The sequence below is a fragment of the Shewanella sp. SNU WT4 genome (genome assembly GCF_006494715.1).
Classification (GTDB): Bacteria; Pseudomonadota; Gammaproteobacteria; order Enterobacterales; family Shewanellaceae; genus Shewanella.
On sequence record NZ_CP041151.1, the window covers coordinates 2,629,880 to 2,652,082 of the forward strand.

Annotated in this window: 19 protein-coding genes; 5 read left to right on the forward strand and 14 right to left on the reverse strand. The window is 43.3% G+C overall.

From position 1 onward, the window contains the following. Positions 1–94 precede the first annotated feature (94 nt). The 6 genes from FJQ87_RS11780 to FJQ87_RS11805 form a co-directional block, all read right to left on the reverse strand. Positions 95–310 (reverse strand): DUF2835 family protein, encoded by a 216-nt coding sequence (locus FJQ87_RS11780; protein ID WP_240778707.1) that lies wholly within the window; start codon positions 308–310, stop codon positions 95–97. 26 nt (positions 311–336) lie between these two features. Continuing rightward, positions 337–2,889 (reverse strand): aminopeptidase N, encoded by a 2,553-nt coding sequence (gene pepN / locus FJQ87_RS11785; protein WP_140932795.1) that lies wholly within the window; start codon positions 2,887–2,889, stop codon positions 337–339. A 68-nt stretch (positions 2,890–2,957) separates the two neighbouring features. Further along, a complete protein-coding gene (gene prc, locus FJQ87_RS11790; RefSeq protein ID WP_168195186.1) occupies positions 2,958–5,006 on the reverse strand; it encodes a carboxy terminal-processing peptidase in 2,049 nt (682 codons plus the stop codon). 25 nt (positions 5,007–5,031) lie between these two features. Continuing rightward, on the reverse strand, positions 5,032–5,661 hold the full coding sequence (gene proQ, locus FJQ87_RS11795) for an RNA chaperone ProQ (protein WP_140934095.1): 630 nt from the start codon (positions 5,659–5,661) through the stop codon (positions 5,032–5,034). A gap of 271 nt (positions 5,662–5,932) precedes the next feature. Then, complete coding sequence (locus FJQ87_RS11800) at positions 5,933–6,400, reverse strand: GAF domain-containing protein (protein WP_140932796.1); 468 nt, start codon at positions 6,398–6,400, stop codon at positions 5,933–5,935. Positions 6,401–6,441: 41 nt separating this feature from the next. Further along, the gene (locus tag FJQ87_RS11805; RefSeq protein WP_140932797.1) at positions 6,442–6,741 is read right to left on the reverse strand and encodes a YebG family protein; all 300 of its coding nucleotides are present in this window, start codon (positions 6,739–6,741) and stop codon (positions 6,442–6,444) included. A 224-nt stretch (positions 6,742–6,965) separates the two neighbouring features. On the opposite strand from FJQ87_RS11805, the gene FJQ87_RS11810 reads away from it, so the two are divergent. The 3 genes from FJQ87_RS11810 to FJQ87_RS11820 are packed head-to-tail and all read left to right on the forward strand — an operon-like array spanning position 6,966 to position 10,825. Beyond that, on the forward strand, positions 6,966–7,565 hold the full coding sequence (locus tag FJQ87_RS11810; RefSeq protein ID WP_168195248.1) for a paraquat-inducible protein A: 600 nt from the start codon (positions 6,966–6,968) through the stop codon (positions 7,563–7,565). Next, positions 7,558–8,199 (forward strand): paraquat-inducible protein A, encoded by a 642-nt coding sequence (locus FJQ87_RS11815; RefSeq protein ID WP_168195187.1) that lies wholly within the window; start codon positions 7,558–7,560, stop codon positions 8,197–8,199. Before FJQ87_RS11810 ends, FJQ87_RS11815 begins: the two co-directional genes overlap by 8 nt. Continuing rightward, on the forward strand, positions 8,168–10,825 hold the full coding sequence (locus FJQ87_RS11820) for an MlaD family protein (RefSeq protein ID WP_140932800.1): 2,658 nt from the start codon (positions 8,168–8,170) through the stop codon (positions 10,823–10,825). The genes FJQ87_RS11815 and FJQ87_RS11820 overlap by 32 nt, the downstream gene beginning before the upstream one ends. A 69-nt stretch (positions 10,826–10,894) precedes the next feature. Here the strand turns inward: FJQ87_RS11820 and FJQ87_RS11825 are convergent, their stop codons facing one another. Then, complete coding sequence (locus FJQ87_RS11825) at positions 10,895–13,459, reverse strand: Calx-beta domain-containing protein (RefSeq protein ID WP_140932801.1); 2,565 nt, start codon at positions 13,457–13,459, stop codon at positions 10,895–10,897. Positions 13,460–13,883: 424 nt separating this feature from the next. Between FJQ87_RS11825 and FJQ87_RS11830 the strand changes: the two genes are divergently transcribed. Then, positions 13,884–14,684 (forward strand): glycoside hydrolase family 16 protein, encoded by an 801-nt coding sequence (locus tag FJQ87_RS11830; protein ID WP_140932802.1) that lies wholly within the window; start codon positions 13,884–13,886, stop codon positions 14,682–14,684. Between the two features lie 49 nt (positions 14,685–14,733). Here FJQ87_RS11830 and FJQ87_RS11835 read toward each other — a convergent pair whose 3' ends face one another. Further along, on the reverse strand, positions 14,734–15,960 hold the full coding sequence (locus FJQ87_RS11835) for a nucleoside recognition domain-containing protein (protein WP_140932803.1): 1,227 nt from the start codon (positions 15,958–15,960) through the stop codon (positions 14,734–14,736). Between the two features lie 68 nt (positions 15,961–16,028). Here FJQ87_RS11835 and rsmF point away from each other — a divergent pair, with 68 nt between their 5' ends. After that, positions 16,029–17,465 carry a 16S rRNA (cytosine(1407)-C(5))-methyltransferase RsmF gene (rsmF, locus tag FJQ87_RS11840; RefSeq protein WP_140932804.1) on the forward strand — a complete coding sequence of 479 codons (1,437 nt, stop codon included), beginning with the start codon at positions 16,029–16,031 and terminating at the stop codon, positions 17,463–17,465. 231 nt (positions 17,466–17,696) lie between these two features. Here the strand turns inward: rsmF and FJQ87_RS11845 are convergent, their stop codons facing one another. From FJQ87_RS11845 to pabC, 6 genes are read right to left on the reverse strand one after another with little or no spacing between them, the layout of a single operon-like run. Next, positions 17,697–18,485: a YchF/TatD family DNA exonuclease gene (locus tag FJQ87_RS11845; protein ID WP_140932805.1), complete on the reverse strand. Its 789-nt coding sequence runs from the start codon at positions 18,483–18,485 to the stop codon at positions 17,697–17,699. 46 nt (positions 18,486–18,531) lie between these two features. Next, complete coding sequence (locus FJQ87_RS11850) at positions 18,532–18,858, reverse strand: PilZ domain-containing protein (protein WP_140932806.1); 327 nt, start codon at positions 18,856–18,858, stop codon at positions 18,532–18,534. 8 nt (positions 18,859–18,866) lie between these two features. Further along, positions 18,867–19,790 carry a DNA polymerase III subunit delta' gene (gene holB, locus FJQ87_RS11855; RefSeq protein ID WP_240778709.1) on the reverse strand — a complete coding sequence of 308 codons (924 nt, stop codon included), beginning with the start codon at positions 19,788–19,790 and terminating at the stop codon, positions 18,867–18,869. After that, the gene (gene tmk / locus FJQ87_RS11860) at positions 19,784–20,413 is read right to left on the reverse strand and encodes a dTMP kinase (RefSeq protein ID WP_140932807.1); all 630 of its coding nucleotides are present in this window, start codon (positions 20,411–20,413) and stop codon (positions 19,784–19,786) included. The genes holB and tmk overlap by 7 nt, the downstream gene beginning before the upstream one ends. Continuing rightward, positions 20,410–21,417, reverse strand: a complete 1,008-nt coding sequence (gene mltG, locus FJQ87_RS11865) for an endolytic transglycosylase MltG (protein ID WP_140932808.1) — start codon at positions 21,415–21,417, stop codon at positions 20,410–20,412. The genes tmk and mltG overlap by 4 nt, the downstream gene beginning before the upstream one ends. Further along, the gene (gene pabC, locus FJQ87_RS11870) at positions 21,411–22,202 is read right to left on the reverse strand and encodes an aminodeoxychorismate lyase (RefSeq protein ID WP_140932809.1); all 792 of its coding nucleotides are present in this window, start codon (positions 22,200–22,202) and stop codon (positions 21,411–21,413) included. The genes mltG and pabC overlap by 7 nt, the downstream gene beginning before the upstream one ends. Position 22,203: the final 1 nt, after the last annotated feature.

Consider the following 22,203-nt stretch of genomic DNA (forward strand, 5'->3'; position numbering starts at 1 on the left):
TAGCAAGATAATCTTAAAGGAAGTCTTAGCGAAGGCGGCAGATCTTGGTCAATAATCTCTGCCGTTTACCATAATTTGCTACTGTTACAATTAGTTAAGACAATTTAGTTAGGCTCAGTAAGCGCCCGTCTTGATCCAATTGCAATTCAAAGTTGCCTTTAAGGCCAGAAGCCGTTACAAAGCGCCTAAAATGCCGAGGATGAATCCATAGTACCTGTCCTTGATAACTACGAACTTCAATTCTATCTATATCGCCGCGATAGAAAGGTAAATACTCAGCATAGTTAAATTGCATACTGAAACGAAACAAGCGCTCATCCATAAGCTATTACTCAGTTAAGAGGCTAACGCTCTAGAAATTTTCTCGAACAAATCACGGGATAGATCAGGCAATTGTGATAATTGCACTAAACAGGCCTTAATGCTTTGCTGCCTTTCATCATCGAAACGTGAGAACTGAATTAACGGTGTGATCATGCGCGCCGCCGTCTGTGGATTAATCTTATCAAGTACCGCTAGTTGCTCAGTCAAAAACTGATAACCGCTGCCATCGGCTGCATGAAAGTGTTCAGTGTTAGCAGCGGCAAAAGCCCCTATTAATGAACGCACTCGATTAGGGTTATTAATGCTAAATGCTGGATGCTTAAGCAAAGCGCGTAACTCAGTTACCACTGTCGTAGCTGGGTTAGTAGCTTGCAGCATAAACCACTTATCCATCACTAACGGTGTAGATAGCCATTTATGTTCAAAGTCAGTCATTAACTCATGACGACACTCAAGCGCACCAAGATTTGCCGCTGTTAACGCGCCTAATGCATCTGTCATTGAACTGGCTTGTTGGTATTGGGTCAATACGCATGCATCCGCTTGTTCGCTAAATTGCGCCAAATTCACTAGACAGGCATTTTTTAACGCTCGCATCGCTGCAGTAGTGCCAAAACTTGCGGCACGCCAGCATGCCAATAACTCATCTTCTAAAGCTAAAATAAGCTGTTCTAACACATAAAAACGAGCAGCAATTAAATGCTCTAAATTCACCTTATTCACTTGTTCGATTAAGACGTTAAGTGATGGAAAACCTAATATTTCAGCCAATAGTGCGGGATCTAGTGTGTCATCTAAAATAAGACCTCTAAAGGCATCACACACTTGTGATGCCAAATTCATGCTCTCACCTCTTTCAAGGCAAGCCACGTTTTCCCAAATGGTGCGGCTTAACATAGTCACAGACGCATCCCAGCGCGCCACTTGACTACTTGCATGGCACATTAAATGCGCCAGTTGGCTATTGGTATACTGATAATCAAGACGTACAGGCGCCGAGAAATCTTGCAGTAATGAAGCCACAGGTAAGGCTTTTATGCCTGAAAACACGAAGGTTTGCTGAGCTTGTTTCACATCTAATACTTGATTGACTAACGATTGACCCGCGCCATCAAGTAATTCCAGTGAAAATGGGATATGCAGTATTTCAGCATTAGGCTGATTAGGAATCGATTGTTTGATAGTCAAACGATATTCCTGTTGCTTAGCATCAAACTCATCGGTGACTTGCAGTAATGGCGTACCCGCTTGACGATACCAAGCACTAAATTGGCCTAAATCAATGTTGGAAGCATCACTCATAGCCGCGACAAAATCATCGCAAGTCACTGCTTGGCCATCATGGCGCTTAAAATATAAGGCCATTCCGGCTTGGAAATTCGCTTCACCTAACAAGGTGTGCATCATGCGAATAACTTCAGCACCTTTATTATAAACAGTGACTGTGTAGAAGTTATTCATTTCAATCACAGACTCTGGGCGAATAGGATGCGACATTGGGCCGGCATCTTCTGCAAATTGCTGGTTTTTGATAACGCGGATAGCCTGAATACGATTAACCGGACGACTGCCAACATCTGAGCTAAATTCTTGATCCCTAAATACAGTTAAGCCTTCTTTTAAGCTTAATTGAAACCAATCACGACAAGTAACACGGTTCCCCGTCCAATTATGGAAGTATTCGTGCCCAACTACGGATTCAATTCCGTGATAATCAGCATCGGTCGCTGAACTTTCATCGGCCAACACATACTTGGTATTGAAAATATTGAGGCCCTTGTTTTCCATCGCGCCCATATTGAAAAAATCAACGGCAACTATCATGTAGATATCAAGGTCATACTCAAGATTAAAACGACTCTCATCCCAAGCCATCGACTTTTTAAGGGATGCCATCGCATGATGGGCCTTATTTAAATTACCTTTATCAACAAACACCTGCAACGCAACATTGCGACCAGATTGAGTAATAAAGTTATCAGTCAATTGATCGAAATCGCCCGCAACTAAAGCAAACAAATAACTCGGTTTAGGAAATGGGTCTTGCCATTTAGCAAAGTGACGGTCAGTCCCCACTAAGCCTTTTTCCAGTAAGTTACCGTTACTGAGCAAGAAAGGTAAGCTTAATGGTGCATCAATGCGGACATTGTAAGTAGCTAGGACATCTGGACGGTCAAGGAAATAAGTAATACGTCTAAAACCTTCGGCTTCACACTGAGTGCAATAAGCGCCATCGGATAAATACAAACCTTCAAGGCTAGAGTTGCTACCGGGATCGAGCTTAGTCACCACACATAAGCTAAATTGCACTAAGTTGGTACTAATTCGCAATTGGTTATTGTCTTGCTGATAGGCAATGGCGTCACCGTTACAAGTCACTTCAATGAGGGTTAATCCTTCGCCCTCTAACACTAATTCAGTAGCTTGAGGATTCAATCGAGTGATCTCACTCGTGGCTGTAACTAAGGTATTGGCGCCATCAAGCTTAATATCTAACTCAAGATGAGAAATGGTGAAATCAGGTGATTGATAATCTTTGAGGTATTTTGCTTGTACTTGAGACATAAGTATCCCTATTAACTTTTAAACCATAAAAAAACGCGCCTTTAGCGCGTTTTTGACTGTAAAAATATTTATTTGCTCGCCTGCTTAGTTAAGCTCTCGGCATCAACCATGTCTAAGGTAATAAAGACGGTTTCATCAAGGAATGGATCGGGTAATTCTGCCGCATCCTCCTTGTCATCGTCCATGCTAGCTAAAGGTGCCAGCCCTTGTAACTTGCGGCGAGCATTGGTTCTATCTAAGCTTTTTTGCTCGTCTTTTTCACGAGAAGCAATTCGCTCACTCTCCACTAGAGACACAGTTTTTTCATTGTGATGCAATTTAAAATCAGCAATGTCCGCATAGATATAGGCAAACTCAGGATCTTTGGCAATTCGTTGTTGATGCTTAACATCTAACGCTGTCACCAATGTTGGTGGCACTAAATCCACACTTGAATATTGTGCGACTGGCACACTATCCCAAGGCAAGGCATTATCTTCTTCCGCTTCACCAAACTCACCGGGTTCTAACGCAGAAGGGAACGCAATGTTTGGGGTTACGCCCTTAAGCTGAGTACTACCGCCATTAATGCGATAAAATTTAGCTATGGTGTACTGCACATGACCCACTGGCTTTTCATACAAATCGTAAATTCGGCCTAGGCTCTTATGCTGCTGCACTGTGCCTTTACCAAAAGTGGATTCGCCCACAATTAAAGCGCGGCCATAATCTTGTAACGCGGCAGCAAAAATCTCAGAAGCTGAGGCACTATAGCGATCAACCATGACTGTCAGTGGGCCATCATAATAGGTCTTGCCATCGGTATCTTGGTTAGGCGTAACTTGGCCACTGGCATCACGGATTTGAACCACAGGGCCCATATCAATAAATAAACCCGTCAGTAAGGTTGCTTCGGTTAATGCTCCGCCGCCATTACCACGCAAATCTATGATGATACCTTCGACTTTGTCTGCCGTTAATTTTTGCAGTTCTTTGGCAACATCTTGCGATAAATTCATGTAAAAGCCAGGAATAGCAATGACACCAATTTTACGATTAGCATAAGCGCCATCTTTCGGCACGATGACTTCAGACGATGCGGCTCTATCTTCTAATCGCACCTTGTCACGAACTAAAGTAATTTCATAGGTCTTGGCATTTGAGCCGCCTTTTTGCGGCAAGATTTGTAACTTAACTTTTGAGCCCTTAGGACCTTTAATTAGTTCAACTACATCATCTAAACGCCAGCCAATAACATCAACTATTTCTTCACCTTCTTGGCCAACACCCACGATTTTATCTTCTGGCGCTAACTTAGCGCTGCTAGCCGCAGGACCACCCGCGACTAATGACTTAATCACAGTATAATCATCAGTCATTTGTAACACGGCGCCAATACCTTCAAGGCTTAAGTTCATTTCCATTTGGAAACGCTCAGCGTTGCGAGGTGATAAATAGCTAGTATGAGGTTCTACAGCGCGTGAAAACGCATTCATTAACCCTTGGAAGACATCTTCACTTTGAGTTTGTGATAAACGTTTGATGGCATTGTTGTAACGCTTCGACAGAATGTCGACAATTTCAGGCCAATTCTTGCCTGTGAGCTTAAGATTGAGCGCATCATATTTAACGCGTTGACGCCATTGCTCATCTAACTCTGCTTGAGTTTTTGCCCAAGGCGCATCTTCACGATCGTAAAGATAAGTATCACCCGCAACATCAAATTTCATTTCAGTGTCGAGTAATGATAAGGCATACACAAAACGCTCATAACGACGTTGCTGTGTGATTGAGTACATGTTGAATGCAGGGGCCAAATCACCCGACATTAACATATCATCGAATTGTTGCGCGTAAGGACTAAACTTGTCCACATCGCTTTGTAGCAACACATTTTGACCGAAGTCGAGTTGCTTTAAGTAACGGTTAAAGATTTGCTCAGAAAAAGCATTATCCAGTTGAAAACGGTGATAATGAGAGCGACTGTAAAGATCCGTAACTCGTTTACTCGCCACTTTATGTTGTGGCTCTTGCTGGAGCTCGGGTAACTCGCTGACTTGAATTACTGGGGGAATAGCCCAGGCCGAAAAACCAATTAACGCAGTGGCTATCGACACGGCTAGTGACATTTTTCGCATCAACAAGTTACTCCTTAGCTATAGGTTACAGCGAGACGTGCTCAGAACGAACCTTAATGGTCATTCCTGAATCCAGCTGAACTTGTACATCCTGTTTATTAATGTCGATGATAACACCTGCAACAGGGACCATTCCTAATTTGACATTAACGCGTTGTTTTGGCTTTAATTCGCTTAACTGGGCTGGTACGAATGGCTTTTCAACCTTCACTGGACGCTCAGTTTTTGGCTTGCTAACAACAGGCTTAACTGTTTTAGGGCGAGGCTTACGCGCAGGCTTAGCTTCTTCCTTTTTAGCTTTAGCTTGAGCTAAACGCTTTTCTTTAGCACGATCTTGGCTTTCTTTTAAAGTGGCTTGAGCATGATCAATATGCTCTTGCTCTAACTCACCACAAGCATTGCCATCTAAATCGACACGTACCGCACCTAACTTGATTGCTTTCAGGTAACGCCAGCTACTAGTATAGCGTCTCAGAGCCGCCCTTAACTGTGTTTTACTGACTTTAGAATCATCAGCCAACCTTTCTGCCAAATCTTGAAACAATCCGATTTTTAGAGGCTTAGCTTCACCCTCGGCGATAAAGCACAAAGGAAATGTTTCATATAAATACGCCAAAATGGCATTGGTGTCGGTCAACTTATCTGTTGATTCCATCATTACTTCCACGATTTTATTAAGGACCCCAAATTCGCATAATGCGACTGGGTTGTTCATCTTATGTTAGGCTAAAAGCCAAACGCCATACATTCAATATCAATTACTTGAGCTCAAGTTAACCCATAAAAGCGGCAAGACTCAAGCCCAAATGATTCATTGAGCGGCAACAATCTAAAACTTTTAATGTTTACCGCTACTGCTGCTGCCTATTATAAAGCGGATGACAGCGAAAGCGACCCTGTTTTACATCAAAGCGGTCATAGATTCATCAAATAGGCGAAATATTCAGATGTTGCTCCAAAGTTTCGACTAATAATGTCAACCCTAGCTGATCAAGCTCACTAAATCGCTCAAACTCAGGGCTATCAATATCAAGTACCGCAAAAACTTGTTGTTGATAATGGATTGGCAGCACAATTTCGGCATTACTGGCGCTATCGCAGCTAATATGGCCACTAAACTCATGTACATTGGCTACCCGTTGCACACTATCAAGTGCTGCAGCTGTGCCGCATACACCTTTGCCCCAAGGAATACGGGTACAAGCGACTTTACCTTGAAATGGACCTAATACTAATTCATCACCTTGGCGCAGATAGAAACCCACCCAGTTAATTCCAGGCAGTGACTCATTTAACAAGGCTGACATATTGGCCAAGCAGGCAATAACATCGTGCTCGCCATCCAATATCGCTGTGAGCTGACGATTTAACTGGTTATAACAAATCGATTCCATAGTACGCCTTGTAAATATGTAACGAGTTATGTAGTTAACTCTTATGAATTAGACTCAGCAACCACCTTCGCCGTTTTAGCTTTAGTTTTAGGTGTTACCTTAGTTTCTACCGGACTAATGCCCTTGAGTATGCCATTGACCTCATCCTTATTGGTAGCCAAGTAGAAGGATAATTTTTCGGTCACTTCTTCGCTTAAACCAAGCTCTGCCTTGTCGATAAAGCGATTGAGCAGCTCAGTGATATCCAGCATCTTATCAAAAGCATCGGCTTCTTTTTTCGATGTGAATGTCATCTTCTCTACCCCTTCTCTTACCACGACAAATTGCGTAATCACCGCCATGAAACAACCTCACTGTTTATTTATACAGTCATTAGCTTCTCATAGTGATGATTATGATTCAATCATCTGCCGAATTTTTTTAACCCAAATGGCTAAAATGCTGACATAATTCACCACTTAACTGTGTTGTTATCTCAGGAAATGAAGTATTTAAGCCTATGGATAAGCCTGAATCTGCGAACCACCACCGAAGCCGTCATTACATACGGCGTCACTCTGATGCCATGGTGTTATGTGGTTCATGTGATTTAGCCGTGCAAAAGCGAGCGCTGCCTTCGGGAGTGAGAGCTTTATGCCCGCGGTGTCACACAGCGCTGTACCATACCCCTTACTGCTCGATTAATGGCATGCTTGCCCTATGCTTGACGGCGATTATTCTGTTTGCTCCTGCTAATATGCTGCCAGTATTAGATTTACAGTTTTTAGGCTCTTATCGTACTACGACTGTTATCGAAGGCGCTCTTGCTGTCGCTTCCCAAGGATTTCCTATTGTAGGCTTGGCCGTATTAGTGGCCGCAGTGGTCGGCCCTGGCTTATTAATTTTATCGATTTTATTGCAAATCCTTATTGTCAAATACGCCCTTAATACCCGTATTGGTAAATGGTTACTTAAATGCTTGTTGCAGCAGCAAAGCTTACTATCGCAATTAAGCATGTTAGAAATTTATGTTATCAGCTTTTTAGTGACTGCATTTCAATTGTCTGATTTTGCTGACATTCATTTCGATCTAGGCACCTTTTGTTTTACCATGTTGTTTCTTTCAGTATTATTCTTGATGCGTGAATATGATCTTGAGCATATGTGGAGTTACCTCGATGAGTAAACAGCTCCAAGGCCAAGATATTGAACTGTGCTTATGCCCAGTGTGTAAGAAAAGTAATCGTATTAGCAATGGTAATTGCCAGCGCTGTGGTGCTGAACTTAGTTTTAGGCGCTATTCAAGCCTGCAACAAAGCTGGGCCTTGTTGATTACTGCGGCCATTTTATTAGTGCCGGCCAATATCTACCCTATTACCATAGTGACTAATCAGGGACGTATTGCCTACGACACCATTTTTACTGGCATTCGTCATTTAGTGCATCAAGATTTATGGCCAATTGCCATCATAGTTTTCACAGCCAGTATTGCGGTTCCTTGGCTCAAGATTATTGGTCTTGCTATTTACCTGAGCGCCATCACTTTTAGATTACCGTTACCTAAAACATTATTGATGAAAGGATTTCATATTATTGAATGGATAGGTCGATGGTCGATGCTAGACCTTTTTGTTATTTCACTTACCGTTGCCTTGGTCAACATGGGGCAATTACTGGATGCGCAACCTGGCCCTGCGGCGACCGCGTTTGCATTAGTTATTTTGCTAACCCAACTTTCTGCCAAGGTTTTAGACACGCGTTTACTCTGGGATCGACTGGATATACACAATGAAGCAAGTGCAACCACCGAAAATAGTTAAAAAGAAGCTGTTCTCTCCCATTTGGTTATTGCCATTAGTGGCCTTAGCGCTAGCCACTTGGCTTGGCGTACAAAGCATACGTCAATCTGGGATTGAAATTCAGGTGCATTTCCCGAACGCGACTGGCATAGATGTCGGTAAAACTTTAGTTCGTTATGAAGGCCTAACTGTAGGAAAAGTAACTGATATCGCCATAGATAAAAACCTGCAAGGCGTTGAAGTAAAGATATTAATGGATTCACGCTCAGAAGCAATTTTAACTGAACATACCGATTTTTGGTTAGTGACTCCTAAAGCTTCTATTACCGGCATCGAAGGTTTAGACACCTTATTTTCGGGCAACTACATTGCCATCTTTCCAGGAAAAGGCAAAGCCAGCACTGAATTTACCGCGGTGGCCGAAGCGCCGCCGATATTACCAGGTAAAGAAGGCAAAATTATCCACTTAGTGGCCGATAAATTAGGATCCCTTGATGTGGGTTCTTCAGTGTTTTATCGCCAAATTCCTGTGGGCAGCGTGGTTAACTACCGCTTAGTCGACGCTGAGAAAATAGCATTTACCATTTTCGTCAAAGAAAAATATGCAGACCTCGTAAGAACCGACTCACGCTTTTGGAATGTCTCAGGTATTAGTGTTGATGCATCACTCACTGGACTTAAAGTGCAAAGTGAAAGCATTGCCGCGATATTAGCGGGGGGCATTAGCTTCAGCACTGGTGAATTAGATAAAGTTTCAGACAAACAGACCTTTACGCTTTATCCTACTGAAGATAAGGCCCGTGGCGGTCAAGAGTTTACCTTAGATATAGCCCAAGCAGATCAAGTACATAACGGCACAATTATTCAATATTTAGGACTGGCCGTTGGTGATATCACAGGACGTGAGTTAGTTAAAGATGGCATTAAATTGCACGCCCGCATTTTTACTGATTATCAGCACTTATTAGGGCCAGACAGTCAATTTTATTTAGCGGGCGCCGAAGTATCACTCTCAGGGATTAAACATGCATCACGTCTGCTTACTGGCGATAATATTATATTAATTCCAAGCAGTGGCAGCGTAGCTCAATCTGAACATCAAAAAAATCCGGCTAAGCACAACACGCAGCTACATTTTCCCTTATTGGCCAATGCGCCAGAGCTTGCTCAAGATAAGCAGTTTGAATTAGCTGCTACCAGTCCGTCCAATCTTGATATTAACATTGGCGCGCCGCTGCAATATAAAAACTTCACTATCGGTGCTGTCACGGGCGTAGAGCTCAGTCGCGACTTTAGTCAAGTAAATTACCGCGTACAAGTGCAAGCGCAATATCAAGCATTGTTTACTCAAGCGAGTTACTTAGTGCCGCGGCCATTAGTGGCTGTGACTGCCTCACTTAGTGGTATTCAAGTTGACACCGGCGATATAAGTAATGCGCTAACTGGCGCGTTAGAATTGGTATCTGTAAAGGCTAAGCCTTTAGCCTCTGGCGCTCATATCAAGCTATATCCGAGTGTTGCCGCGGCCGAAAAAGCTAAGCTAAGCGCGCAGCAAACAAGCGTAAAATTAATCGCCACTAATGCCGCAGGCCTAAGCACTGGTAGTAAAGTCTTCTATAAAAAAATGACCATAGGTGAGGTTACCGCGGTGACGTGGCAAGCGGATGATTCATTTACTATTAACCTTGGCATAGATAAGCAGTTTAGTGATCTTATCGATGAACGCAGTGTATTTTGGCAAAATAGCGCCATTGCGGTGGCGGCTAATTTACAAGGCATAAATGTTGATGTAGCGCCATTAGGCGGGCTAGTCGAAGGCAGCCTTTCCTTAGGCCGTCTCAAGCATCCTAGACTCAATAAAGCATTAGCTCTTTATCAAAATCAAGATTTAGCGTTAGCGCAAGCAGAGTTAATCGCTATCACCTTCCCTGCCGATGGGCGCTTAAAAGCTGGTGCGGAGGTGCGCTATCAAGGTTATCGGATTGGCGCAGTCGAGCAAGTGAATTTAAGCCAAGACTTACAAACCATTGAGGCAAGTGTTTATCTTGATGGTAAATATGCAAAACAATTTAAAAGCCACAATAGCCAATATGTCATAGTAGATGCGCAAATTTCACTGCGTGGCATTAAAGCGCCAGAAACCTTAATTACTGGCGCTTATATCAGCGTGACCCCAGGTAACGATGCTAAGCTCAGCCAGCATTTTAAAGGTGAAATACAAGGCCAAATTTATGCCAATACCCCAGAAGATTCACTTAGGCTGACCTTAGTGCGTAATCATCTCGGTTCCATTAACCAAGGCACAGGTATTTTTTATCGCGGTGTTGCTGTCGGCAAAGTGGCAGGATTTGAACTGGCCAATAATGGTCAAAGCGTCAATATCTTTATTGAAATCAATGAAGCCTATCGCTCCATGGTTAATCGCAGCAGTCGCTTTTATGACATATCAGGTTTTAACATGGATGTTGGCCTGTTTTCAGGGGCACAAATTGCCACATCATCCCTTGAATCGCTCATTGCTGGCGGCATAGCATTGGCGACTGAACAATCGACCCAATCCCAAAATCAACTGCAATCCGGTGATAGTTTACCTTTGTACGATAAAGCCGAGCCACAATGGTCAAGCTGGCAACCTAGCCAACACTAAGCCATTATCGAAAATAAAAGCCTGCAATTTGCAGGCTTTTGTGTCATTTATTACATTGTAATGCGGTTATTAATAGCAACCGTTGGAGCAATCAACCCAAGGATTACTTCCATACTGCACTCGATGAGCACCGCGTACATTCACTGTAGTGCCATTATAAGTCGCAGTCGCCCATGCCGCAGTACCATTATTAATCCAAGGGGCATGCTGTGAGTCCACCGCATAGATAGTATATTGACCGTTATAGGTATGTGTGGCGTGTAGCGAGCCCCCGATGTAAAACCTAATCACGGTTCCATAAGGCATACCTGCGAAATGTCCCTTAATACCGCGGATATATTGTCCATTACAGCATCCGTGACTGCCTTCCCAATTGACTTGTGAGGTAGCAGCAGCTTGACGTAATTGATCGATAGGGGTGATTTCATTGTCTAAGATATTAGCGTTATTGCTGGTTTCACCTTTAGTATTAACGCCAGCATTGACTTTCATAGTGAAACTTTCAGTTCCTTCATACTGATTGTCATCAATGGTCGGGATAGTCACAGCCACTGACGTTTCACCTGCCATTATTTTATATTCAGTATTAGCGAAGTTGTAGTCACTCGCTGTTGCACTACCCGCGACTACGCTGACGTTAACTGTGGCATCACTTGATAAAGCTTTCTCTAGATGAATAGTAAACTTAGCAGGTTCACCCTCGGTAACGTTGTCGGCTATTGCCTCAACCGTAAAGCCAACTGCGGGTTCGGGATCATTATCTGTGATATAGACAGCTGCGCTTTGTGAACCAGAGGTATTAGTTTTGCCCGCCACATTAAGGGTAAAGCTTTCTTGAGGTTCAAATTCATTATCATCCAGAGTTGGGATCTCAATGAATGCCGATACTTCACCTTTAGGAATGATCAGATCATAGGTAGCAAGCGTATAGTCCTCTGTATTGGCGCTTCCGGGAACCGCAGATACAGTGACGGTCGCATCACTGTTTAACTCTTTATCAAGCACAAGCTCAAATTTTGCTGTTTCACCTTCATTTACGTTATCGCTAATAGCATTTAAGGTGAAACCGGTTTCTTCAGGATCAACAATACATTGACTGGATGGGTCAGTGATGGTCACTTCATCTTTAAAATAATCAACACCGCGCCCCACTATCCAAGATGCAAAAGAAAAGTTTTCTTTGCAATCGACTACATCATCATTAAGCGCTTGATAGCGAACCGTTAGCTCACTAACCCCTACCGGCAAATTAAGCACTTTAAAATCGAGTAAATCTAAATCATAGCGATAATCTGCATCAGCCGCAGAATAAGACACTGTAACTAATTGATTGATGTCTTCAGCCTTTTTGGCCGTTTGATTAATAAACTGAATATGCATAGGCGTATGCCTATCTGTGGTTCTAATCAGTTCAATTTTACTTTCAGTATATTGGCCTTCAACCATAGTAGGAACAGCTGTGGTCATCAGTTTAATATACTGACCGTCTAAGCTCGGATCCTTACTTCTATCAATTAATGTTGTTACTGCACTATCAAGATCGCTTTGATCTAAATTCATCCATGCTTGTAACTCCATTTGCTCGTCCGGATCTCGGCCATCAACCAAGGTCAGAGCTCGGAAAGTGACTGCGCTGGTACCTATTGGTAATAACAAGGTCGCAGAGCGATTAGCATCAACAACCTCAGTCCAGGTGATACCACCATCATAACTTACCGATAGTAAGCTACTAAAATCAACTTTGGATTTAGTGCCATTGGCAGCAAAAGCAATATTCAATCCTTGCTCCGCCGTCGTTTGACCCGTTAAGCTAACTGTGTAATCAACAACATCGCCCTCATCCACTTGTGACTTATTAGCCGTAATCGAGGAGACGCTGATGACGGGAGCAACCTCACAGACACTAGTATCAAGAGCAAGATCGTTTAAACGCGCATTAACTGTTGATAATTCGCGTTTTGATTTACTGGCAAGGTCATACTCAAATATCTTGGACTTATCCTGTAAGGTTCTTGATAAAATCAATTTGCCAGCGCCGCCAAACTCTGCACCATTCACATGATGTATCCCATGCTCGGCGAACGTGGTCACAGTTAAATCTGTTAAGTTAACGGTAAAAATGCGTTTTTTACTGACCAGATATAATTGATTATCCACAAAGGCAATATCGCCCATTTGCGTATCTACATTTAATGGGAAACCTGACAGTTTACCTAAATGTGTGGCTTCTGCCGTATCAGTATTAAAGGTATATAAATCTTTGCCTTTCGATCCATAAAGAGTTTGGCCATCTGGTGAAAAAGTTAATCTAAAAACATGCTGAGTATTACCGACAACATGATGACTACCGTCATCTAAGTCCACATACACTAAACTACTTACCCCATTAGGCTTAGCCAAGGTGACATAATAAAGACGGTGTTCATTAGAAGAATAAGCTAACGCTGCAGAATTACCTAAACTGACAACACTTGAATCCACAGCGGTGAAAGATTGATTTAATTTAAATAATTTTGCAGCGCCACGATTGTTCACCCCGTACATATCACCAATACAGGTGAGAGGGTCCGCCGCATAGGCAACAGAACTCGCCATCATTCCTGAGATTAAGGTTCCCAAAAACAGTTTGTTCATAAAAAAGTATCCCAATATAAATAATGAATTAAATTAACCACAAGGTTCTGATAGTTAACAAAATACTTGGCTATATACGGGATGAAAATACAGACGAGAGTCAACTCAACCCGAGATTTAACTAATCCTTCAGGCCAAGATGAATCCATTCAGCAGATATTCATAACACTAAGCAGTACAGCTCTGATAATTTCAAATCAAGTTGCACCCACACAAACATGTTACGCAAATGTTGCGCCCGCGTCAACAAATTGACACTGACTTTTTACGCGAACAAATCTTGGTATCGGCCTTTAGCGGAAAGATGCTACCGTTGATGAGTTACGCCTATAGTGAGACAGACTCTTAACGATTAGATTTTGAAAACATCAACCTTGGCTGGAGCAGTAACGTGCACTTATCTACACTAGCGGGATTAGTACTTATGGCTGGCTTTAACAGTGATGTTGGTGCAGACGCCAACATCAATGAGAATATTAACCCTGCGAATAAGTCGTCAGGCATACAAGTATTTGAAGATTTTAATCAAGCAGGGCAACCCAAGCATCAAGGCATAGAATGGCACTATCGAGCGCAATTGGCAGAGGTTAATGAATGGTCTGATATCATTCCTGGTGATGGTTATGCCTACCTGCATATCAATGCCGCCGATAATTTGCCTGAACCTGATATTACTTGGCCATTTCAAATGCTGATCATTAACCACTTAAGTCCAGGGCAACGTATAACCATTCGCGCCAAAAATATGGTACTTGAAGGTGTTGCCAGCTTTATTTTTACTTATTCCGAACAAGGACAATTATTGGATGAAATTGATTTAGAGATCACAGGTTTTGATGAGGTCTATGGCAAGCAAAGACAAGATAAAAACCTGCAATCGTCATCTGCAATTGCTGCGGATGTTACCGATGTACGTATGAATGTATGGAATCGCGCCAAACTCACTTCTGACGTGGCGCAGCGCGCCATCAACCAGCCAATCATGAATAGTAAAGCCCAAGCCATTTCCCATCGCGATGGGAAGTTTCATGAATATCAACTGGATTGGTATCCAGAAAAAATCGAATATTTCATTGATGGCGTACGCCAAGGTGGCTTTGAAGGACAAATACCATCGAGCCCAAGCGAACTTAACATTGGCCTGCGCCATATGGCGTGGACGGGAACCTTACCTCATAAGCCTCAGGTGCTAGTCATTGATTGGATCAAAATTATGCCGCTGTAACTCAAACTAATGACTCGGTATAGCCGCCGAATTTACCCCATTAAACTCACTAGCCATAAAACCAATAGCACACAATTATCGCCGCTGTAATGCCTGCAGCATCCGCTATTAAGCCACAGCTTAATGCGTGGCGGCCATTACGGATCCCGACAGAACCAAAATATACCGCTAACACATAAAATGTGGTTTCGGTACTGCCTTGGATAATTGCCGCCAACCGACCAGCAAAAGAATCCACCCCATATTGCTGCATAGTTTCGAGCATCATAGCGCGAGCACCAGAGCCGCTTAATGGTTTCATTATGGCCGTTGGCATAGCATCAATAAAACGCGTATCCATACCAAGCCCAGTCACAACCACAGTTAAGCCCTGTAGAAATAACTCTAATACGCCAGATGCGCGTAGTAATGCAATTGCCAATAACATGGCGAGTAAGTAAGGAATTAGCGCTACCGCTTGATTAAAACCTAATTTGGCACCTTCAATAAATTCATCATAAATCGCGACTTTGCGCCACGCGCCAACTAAAACAAACGCAAAAATAAGCCCAACTAACACGCCATTACCTAAAATAGACGACGCTGTGCCTAAAGCGTCGGCACTTAACGTGAGCAAATAAGCAACCGCTGCGCCCCCGCTGGCAAATAACAGTCCAGCGTACATTAATGCCATACCTGTCAATAATGGTAAGCGCTGAACAATTGCCACCGTTAAGACACCCACCAAGGTTGAACAAGTCGTGGCTAATAAAATGGGTAGAAATATATCTGCAGGATTGGCCGCGCCTTGTTGAGCGCGATATAAAAATACGCTTACTGGTACTAAGGTAATGGATGAAGTATTTAGTACTAAAAAAAGTATTTGTGCATTAGTGGCAATATGTTTGGTTGGATTAAGACTTTGTAAGTCTTCCATCGCCTTTAGGCCTAAAGGCGTCGCGGCATTGTCTAACCCTAAAAAGTTTGCCGTCAGATTCATGGTCACACTACCAAAGGCAGGATGACCTTTTGGCACGTCTGGCATTAATTTGCCTAATAAGGGTTCAGTGATTTTAGCAATGGCAGCTGTCATGCCCCCTTTCTCGCCTATTCGCATCATGCCCATCCAAAATGACAAGATGCCCACTAATCCTAAGCAAATGGTGGCGGCGAGTTCAGCGCTCTTAAACATGGCTTCGGTGACATTGGCCAAGACCTGGTATTGACCTTGAAAAAGCTGCCACACAATGGCCATAGCCGAAACCGTAAAGAAAAATAACCATAATCGGTTTAACACTATCAAATCCCCAGCAAAGCCAATAGAGCATGATATAATCACGCCAGCATTTTTTTATAAATTTACTTATGGTTCAATTAAATCAGAATTTTATCAATCACATTTCGGCTCATCTTCCACCCCATCTTACCTTAGATGAGCTTGTTGATTACTGTGGTCGGCCGCTTAGACGAGCAATTCGTGTCAATAGTCTAAAAATAGACTGTGATGATTTTATCACGCATATGCAGGCAAAAGGCTGGCAATTTGAACCCATACCTTGGTCTGAAACCGGATTTTGGATCACAGGCCAAGACGATGATGCCTTAGGCAATTCAATTGAACATCAGGCGGGTTGGTTTTATATCCAAGAAGCCAGCTCAATGTTGCCGCCGACGGCGCTCAAACAAGCTATTGAAAATCACGCCAAAGTACTAGATATGGCAGCAGCCCCAGGCTCAAAGACGACCCAGTTGGCCGCGTTAATGGCCAATGAGGGTATCTTGGTAGCCAACGAGTATTCATCTAGCCGCGTGAAAGTATTAGCAGCCAATATTACCCGTATAGGCGTGTCGAATGCCTTACTTACTCACTTTGATGGCCGAGTATTTGGTGAATATCTATTTGAGCACTTTGATGCGGTATTGATTGATGCGCCTTGTGGCGGTGAAGGCACCATTCGCAAAGATCCCGACGCATTAAAAAACTGGGATTTAGCAGATGTGATGGCGATTGCTGAGACTCAATTGGCATTAATAGAATCGGCATTTTTGGCTCTAAAACCCGGTGCCGAATTGGTTTATTCAACCTGTACTCTTAATCGCCATGAAAATCAGGATGTTTGTCACTTACTTAAGCAAAAATATCCCGATGCGGTTGAATTTGTTTCGTTAATTGATTTATTTGATGGCGCGGATAGATCCTTAACAGAAGAAGGCTTTTTACACGTTTGGCCGCAAATTTACGACAGTGAAGGTTTTTTTGTCGCTAAAATCCGTAAAAAAATCAGCGTCAAGCGCGTATTACCTGAACCTAAACGTCAAAAGAACTTTCCATTTACACCTATTAATGCCAAAGCCTTTGAGCCACTTTGCCAATACTTTAGCCAACAATTAGGTATTAGCCTATCCAAGCAAGATAGCCTATGGATGCGCGATGACGAGTTTTGGTTGTTTCCAGAAGGCGCTGAAGACTTTATTGGTAAAATGCGTTTTCAGCGTATGGGTATTAAACTCGCCGATGCCATTAAATCTGGCTATAAGCCAAGATATGAAGCAGTGATGACCTTAGCCAATGACTTAAGCCGAATTATTAATATTAACGCTGAGCAAGCACAGCAATATTTAATGGGTCGCGATGTTCATTTTGACGTAATTGATAACAAGAGTCCGCAGGGTGAAGTCATTGTATGCTTTGAAAGTCGCCCCTTAGGCTTAGGCAAAATGATTAAAACCAAGCTTAAAAATCAATTGCCGCGAGAATTAGTCAAAGATAAGGTGACTATTCTTGCTAACATAATTAGCTGAATTGGCCGATAAATTGGAGAAATATTTTAGTAACGATATTTTCCACTTATATTTGTCACTATCAAAATTGATGACTACACTCAAGTTATTCTTGATGAAGACATTCGTTTAGTACCGATAGCGCAAGGCTCCGAATGAGCCGTTCCCCTAGGCCCGAAACAACCGGAATAGTTTTGGGCCTTTTTTTATGTGCTTTTTGAGTAATCTGGAGTGTGCAAAGATATTTCGCTTTTAGCGACCGACTAACTTTGCCGCTTGAGAGAACAAATTGAAGAAGTTGTTGGTGGTATTTGCCGCCAACTCTTGATAAGACTCCCCTCTTAATTCAGCCACAAACTCAGCAACATCACGCACAAAGGCAGGCTGATTTTCTTGGCCACGATGTGGCACTGGGGCTAAATAAGGAGCATCAGTTTCAACCAACAATCTATCTTTAGGGATTTTACGAATAACCGTACGTAAATCGCCGGCATTTTTGAATGTCACTATGCCAGACACTGAAATATAAAAACCTAGATCTAACGCAGCTTTCGCCATGTCCCAATCTTCTGTGAAGCAATGCAATACCCCACCGACTTTATCAGCATTACCTTGGCGTAAAATCGCTAAAGTGTCAGCTCTTGCGTCACGAGTGTGGACAATCAAGGGCTTATTCACTTCCACCGCTAACGCAACTTGTTGCTCAAAACATTGCTGTTGTATGGCTTTAGTATCATCGGCATAAAAGTAATCTAAGCCTGTCTCACCTATGGCCACAACTTTAGGTAATAGTGCATTAGGCATCATAGTAGCGACATCTAATCCATCTTTAACATCTAAAGGATGGACACCACAAGATAAGAATACATTGTCAAAGTCTTGAACTCGTTGACACATTTGTTCAAAGCCTTGTTGGCGAACATTGACACAAAGAAAATAATCAACGCCACGGGCTTTGGCATCGTTAAGTAATTTGGCAAGACTTGCCTGATCAGGAGCCGTTTTCAGGCGATCTAAATGGCAATGGGAATCGATAAGCACAGCAATACCTAATATAACGTAAAGGGACGGCCGCAAGTCTACTGAGCTACATGGTTGAGGTCAATTGGCTACTACCAAGGTCGATTGATAATAAAGTATCAAAATTATGTTTATGCATTTCGGCATTATGCAGAAGTTTAATTCCCACACCAGTAGGACGCCCGCCCGAAGCGCCAATCGGATTAATCCATACCACTACGCCAGGGCTTTCGTAGATTTGAGGGTTGCCTGGTAAACGATAACTGACTGTCAGCCTATCACCTAAACCATAAATCACTTTTGTTTCGAAAAACAAACCCATGGGTTTAATAAAAGGCATATATGCCTTATAAGCTTGTTCTCGCGATTCAAAATTCGCTGACAAATCGAGCATGCTTGCTCCTAGTAATCCATTACCTTCTTGTATTCTAGGACAAAGTCTTGGCATAAGGCGAGTGAATTAATGGTCGGCATAGACAATAGTTGCTGATTAATGCGCATTAATCGGCCTGCAAGTTCAGCAAGCGCTGCGCGTTGTACCAGAGTCAGTTGTTGGTTTTTAAGTAAGCTTTGGCGTATCACCAAATAAAAAACGCCAATAGCATCCAGCATGTGCTTATCTATGATGCCTTGCAAAGTCGCATTGATATGCCCGTGTGACAGTGCTTGCTGCCAGCCTTGGCGCAAACTCAGCAATTGCTGGTAACGACCATCGGTTAGCGCTTGTGCTAATGCTAGCGGCCCGCCAACTATGGGCAAACACCAGCAAGGATCGCTATCAAGCGTCATATTTTCAGATAACCAATCACGCACTTGCTGACGATTAGGCTCTTGCACCAAAACGCGCTGACAACGACTGCGAATGGTTGGCAATAGCTGACCAATACGATTGGTTTGCAGCAGTAACAATGTCTGCGCACCTGGCTCTTCTAAGGTTTTAAGCAAAGCATTGGCAGCCGCGGTATTCATACGCTCGCAAGCAAAAATAATCGCGACCCGAAAACCTGCTTGCTGCGCCGTTTGCGTTAGGCTTTGACATAATCCTCGAATCTGATCGACTTTAATCTGATTGCCATCGGCATAGATTTCATAAAAATCAGGATGATTACCGGCCTGTTGTAACTGACAGCTTTTGCATTGTCCGCAGGCCCCTGACGCTTGTACATTAGTGCACAACGCCATTTGCGCAATGTGACGCATTAACTCTTCAGCACCAAAGCCGGCATCAAGTCCTAACAGCAACGCATGCGGTAACTTGCCTTGTTGTTTCGCAGCACTTAACGATACCAACGCTGGCTGACACCAAGGCAACATTGGCGTTAGCATAAATGCTGCTCTAGTGCGCGGCGAATATCTTTATGCACTGAGGCTATCTCTTGACTGGCATCAATAACTATTATGCTTGGGTCTGCTGCGGCTAATTCAAGATAAGTAGCGCGAGCCCGCTGAAAAAAGGCTATGGCCTGCTGCTCGATTCTATCTAACGCGCCACGTTTAGCGGCGCGCGCTAAACCGAGTTCTGGGTCGATATCAAGATATAGGGTTAAATCAGGGCGAAAATCACCTAAAGTGACATCGCTAATGGCCTTAACTAACGGCATTAAACCGCGACCACCGCCTTGATAAGCCAGGGATGATAAATTATGTCGATCCCCCAGCACCCATTGACCTTGTGCTAACGCAGGGCGTATGACATTGGCAATTAATTGCGCGCGCGCAGCATACAGCAATAAGCATTCGGCTTCATCACATAAGGGGTCGTTTGGGTGAGCCTCTTTCACCAGCTCGCGCATTTTTTCAGCCAGCGGCGTGCCACCAGGCTCACGGGTACATACTGGCTCTTGACCAGCAATCTGGGTAATCACGTCTTTCACTAAAGCGATGGCGCTGGTTTTACCTGCGCCTTCTAATCCTTCAATCACGACAAATTTTGCGGCAGTTTGGTTCATTTCTTTCTCTGATATTCGTTAACAGCTCGGTTATGTTCAGCCAAGGTTTTAGAAAACACATGACTGCCATCATTACGAGACACGAAATATAAATAGTCGACATCCGCAGGATTAGCGGCGGCCAATAAGGACGCTTCACTCGGTGCGGCAATTGGCGTTGGTGGTAAACCATCAATGCGATAGGTGTTATAGGCGGTTTTTTCTCGTAAGTCTTTGCGAGTAATATTGCCCTGATAGTTATCACCCATGCCATAAATGACCGTAGGATCCGTTTGTAAACGCATCCCTAATTTTAAACGGTTTGCAAATACCGCAGCTATCCACTCGCGCTCACTGGCCTTAGCCGTTTCTTTTTCGATAATGGAGGCCAACGTCAGCAATTCATAAGGCGAAGTTAACGGTAAATCGGCGTCACGATTAGCCCAAGCGTTGTCTAACACTTGCTGCATCTTATGATAACTTTGCTCCAAAATTATTTCGGCATTATCGCCAGCACTGTAGTGATAAGTATCTGGATAAAATAAACCTTCAGGACTACGAGTATCCTTGGCCTTAGTTAATACCGCCTGGAATGGTGATTCGCCTACCGTCAGGCGACTCTCAGCTAAAGTTTGCTGCCACTGTTTTAATGCTTGGCCATCAATTAAGCTCACACTAAAGCGCTTTTGCTCACCGCGGTTTAATTTAGTAATGAGTTGACTTAAACGCATGTCTGGCGTGATTTCATAAACGCCTGATTTTACTAAAGCTAACGCGGGATCGAGTCTCACTGCGACTTTAATCGGCCACGTTGCGCCGCGCAGTAACCCATTAGTGCGCAGTTCATAATCTAAACTGGTTAAATTACTGCCAGCGCTAACCACTAGTTCTTGCGGGGCCTTAACTATCAACGTCTGAGCTAAATATTGATGCACTTGGTTATAAGCCCAGTAACTACCAATAAGCCCTATCAATGTCAGCGATAACGTGCCCGCCAAAATACCTATCATTATTTTTTTTAGCATAAGATCTGTTGTCTGAGCCGTTGAGTTGCCTCAAAACGGCAAAAATTAAGTTGATCGATTTGAATAATATCGACAATACCGAAAAGACTATTGGTGGTAAATACATGCTCAGCTAACTGTAACTCTGCACGCCTGATGGGCCGAGTTTCAAGCGCAAAGCCCATATTAAGCAACGCCAACATGACTTGGCTGCGTGCCACGCCAGCAACACCAGCATGACCGTGACTCGGGCAACACACCTTGCCGTTAATCATTAAGAAAATATTACCTATGGAGGTTTCGATTAAATGCTCTTGGTCATCAAAAACTAAATAATCATCCACACCCGCGGGCAGCTGCTCTTGCTTGATCAAGACTTGTTCTAAACGGTTTAAGTGTTTAATGCCAGCTAACAATGGCTGACGACCTAAACGCACACGGCTAGTACTAAGACGAATGCCATTTGCTTGCCAGGCATCATAATGTTCGGGGAGAGGATGGAAACTCATTCTGATAATGGGATTCGGATGAGCGCTTGCTTGATAACCGCGCCCACCGATACCACGACTCACATGTAGCTTTATGCATCCACTAGGCTGCTGCGCTAAATGGATAAGCTGCGCACGAATATCATCACTAAAGGTTAAGGTAAAACCTAAACGTTCAGCCCCATCAGATAAGCGGGCTAAGTGTTGCGCTAACCATAAAATTCGCCCGTGCAGAACCCGCATGGTTGCAAATAAACCATCACCATAGGCCAATGCACGATCGACCAAGATGGACTCTACAGGCTTATCCTCAAGCATG

What these genes read in the sequence shown, in the direction of transcription:
- pabC (WP_140932809.1), bottom strand. Translation starts at nt 22,202, where the DNA reads ATGCTTGAGGATAAGCCTGTAGAGTCCATCTTGGTCGATCGTGCATTG.
- prc (WP_168195186.1), bottom strand. Translation starts at nt 5,006, where the DNA reads ATGCGAAAAATGTCACTAGCCGTGTCGATAGCCACTGCGTTAATTGGT.
- proQ (WP_140934095.1), bottom strand. Translation starts at nt 5,661, where the DNA reads ATGGAATCAACAGATAAGTTGACCGACACCAATGCCATTTTGGCGTAT.
- FJQ87_RS11830 (WP_140932802.1), top strand. Translation starts at nt 13,884, where the DNA reads ATGGCTGGCTTTAACAGTGATGTTGGTGCAGACGCCAACATCAATGAG.
- FJQ87_RS11800 (WP_140932796.1), bottom strand. Translation starts at nt 6,400, where the DNA reads ATGGAATCGATTTGTTATAACCAGTTAAATCGTCAGCTCACAGCGATA.
- FJQ87_RS11805 (WP_140932797.1), bottom strand. Translation starts at nt 6,741, where the DNA reads ATGGCGGTGATTACGCAATTTGTCGTGGTAAGAGAAGGGGTAGAGAAG.
- FJQ87_RS11825 (WP_140932801.1), bottom strand. Translation starts at nt 13,459, where the DNA reads ATGAACAAACTGTTTTTGGGAACCTTAATCTCAGGAATGATGGCGAGT.
- FJQ87_RS11815 (WP_168195187.1), top strand. Translation starts at nt 7,558, where the DNA reads ATGAGTAAACAGCTCCAAGGCCAAGATATTGAACTGTGCTTATGCCCA.
- tmk (WP_140932807.1), bottom strand. Translation starts at nt 20,413, where the DNA reads ATGAACCAAACTGCCGCAAAATTTGTCGTGATTGAAGGATTAGAAGGC.
- FJQ87_RS11850 (WP_140932806.1), bottom strand. Translation starts at nt 18,858, where the DNA reads ATGCTCGATTTGTCAGCGAATTTTGAATCGCGAGAACAAGCTTATAAG.
- FJQ87_RS11810 (WP_168195248.1), top strand. Translation starts at nt 6,966, where the DNA reads ATGGTGTTATGTGGTTCATGTGATTTAGCCGTGCAAAAGCGAGCGCTG.
- FJQ87_RS11820 (WP_140932800.1), top strand. Translation starts at nt 8,168, where the DNA reads ATGAAGCAAGTGCAACCACCGAAAATAGTTAAAAAGAAGCTGTTCTCT.
- mltG (WP_140932808.1), bottom strand. Translation starts at nt 21,417, where the DNA reads ATGCTAAAAAAAATAATGATAGGTATTTTGGCGGGCACGTTATCGCTG.
- pepN (WP_140932795.1), bottom strand. Translation starts at nt 2,889, where the DNA reads ATGTCTCAAGTACAAGCAAAATACCTCAAAGATTATCAATCACCTGAT.
- holB (WP_240778709.1), bottom strand. Translation starts at nt 19,790, where the DNA reads ATGCTAACGCCAATGTTGCCTTGGTGTCAGCCAGCGTTGGTATCGTTA.
- rsmF (WP_140932804.1), top strand. Translation starts at nt 16,029, where the DNA reads ATGGTTCAATTAAATCAGAATTTTATCAATCACATTTCGGCTCATCTT.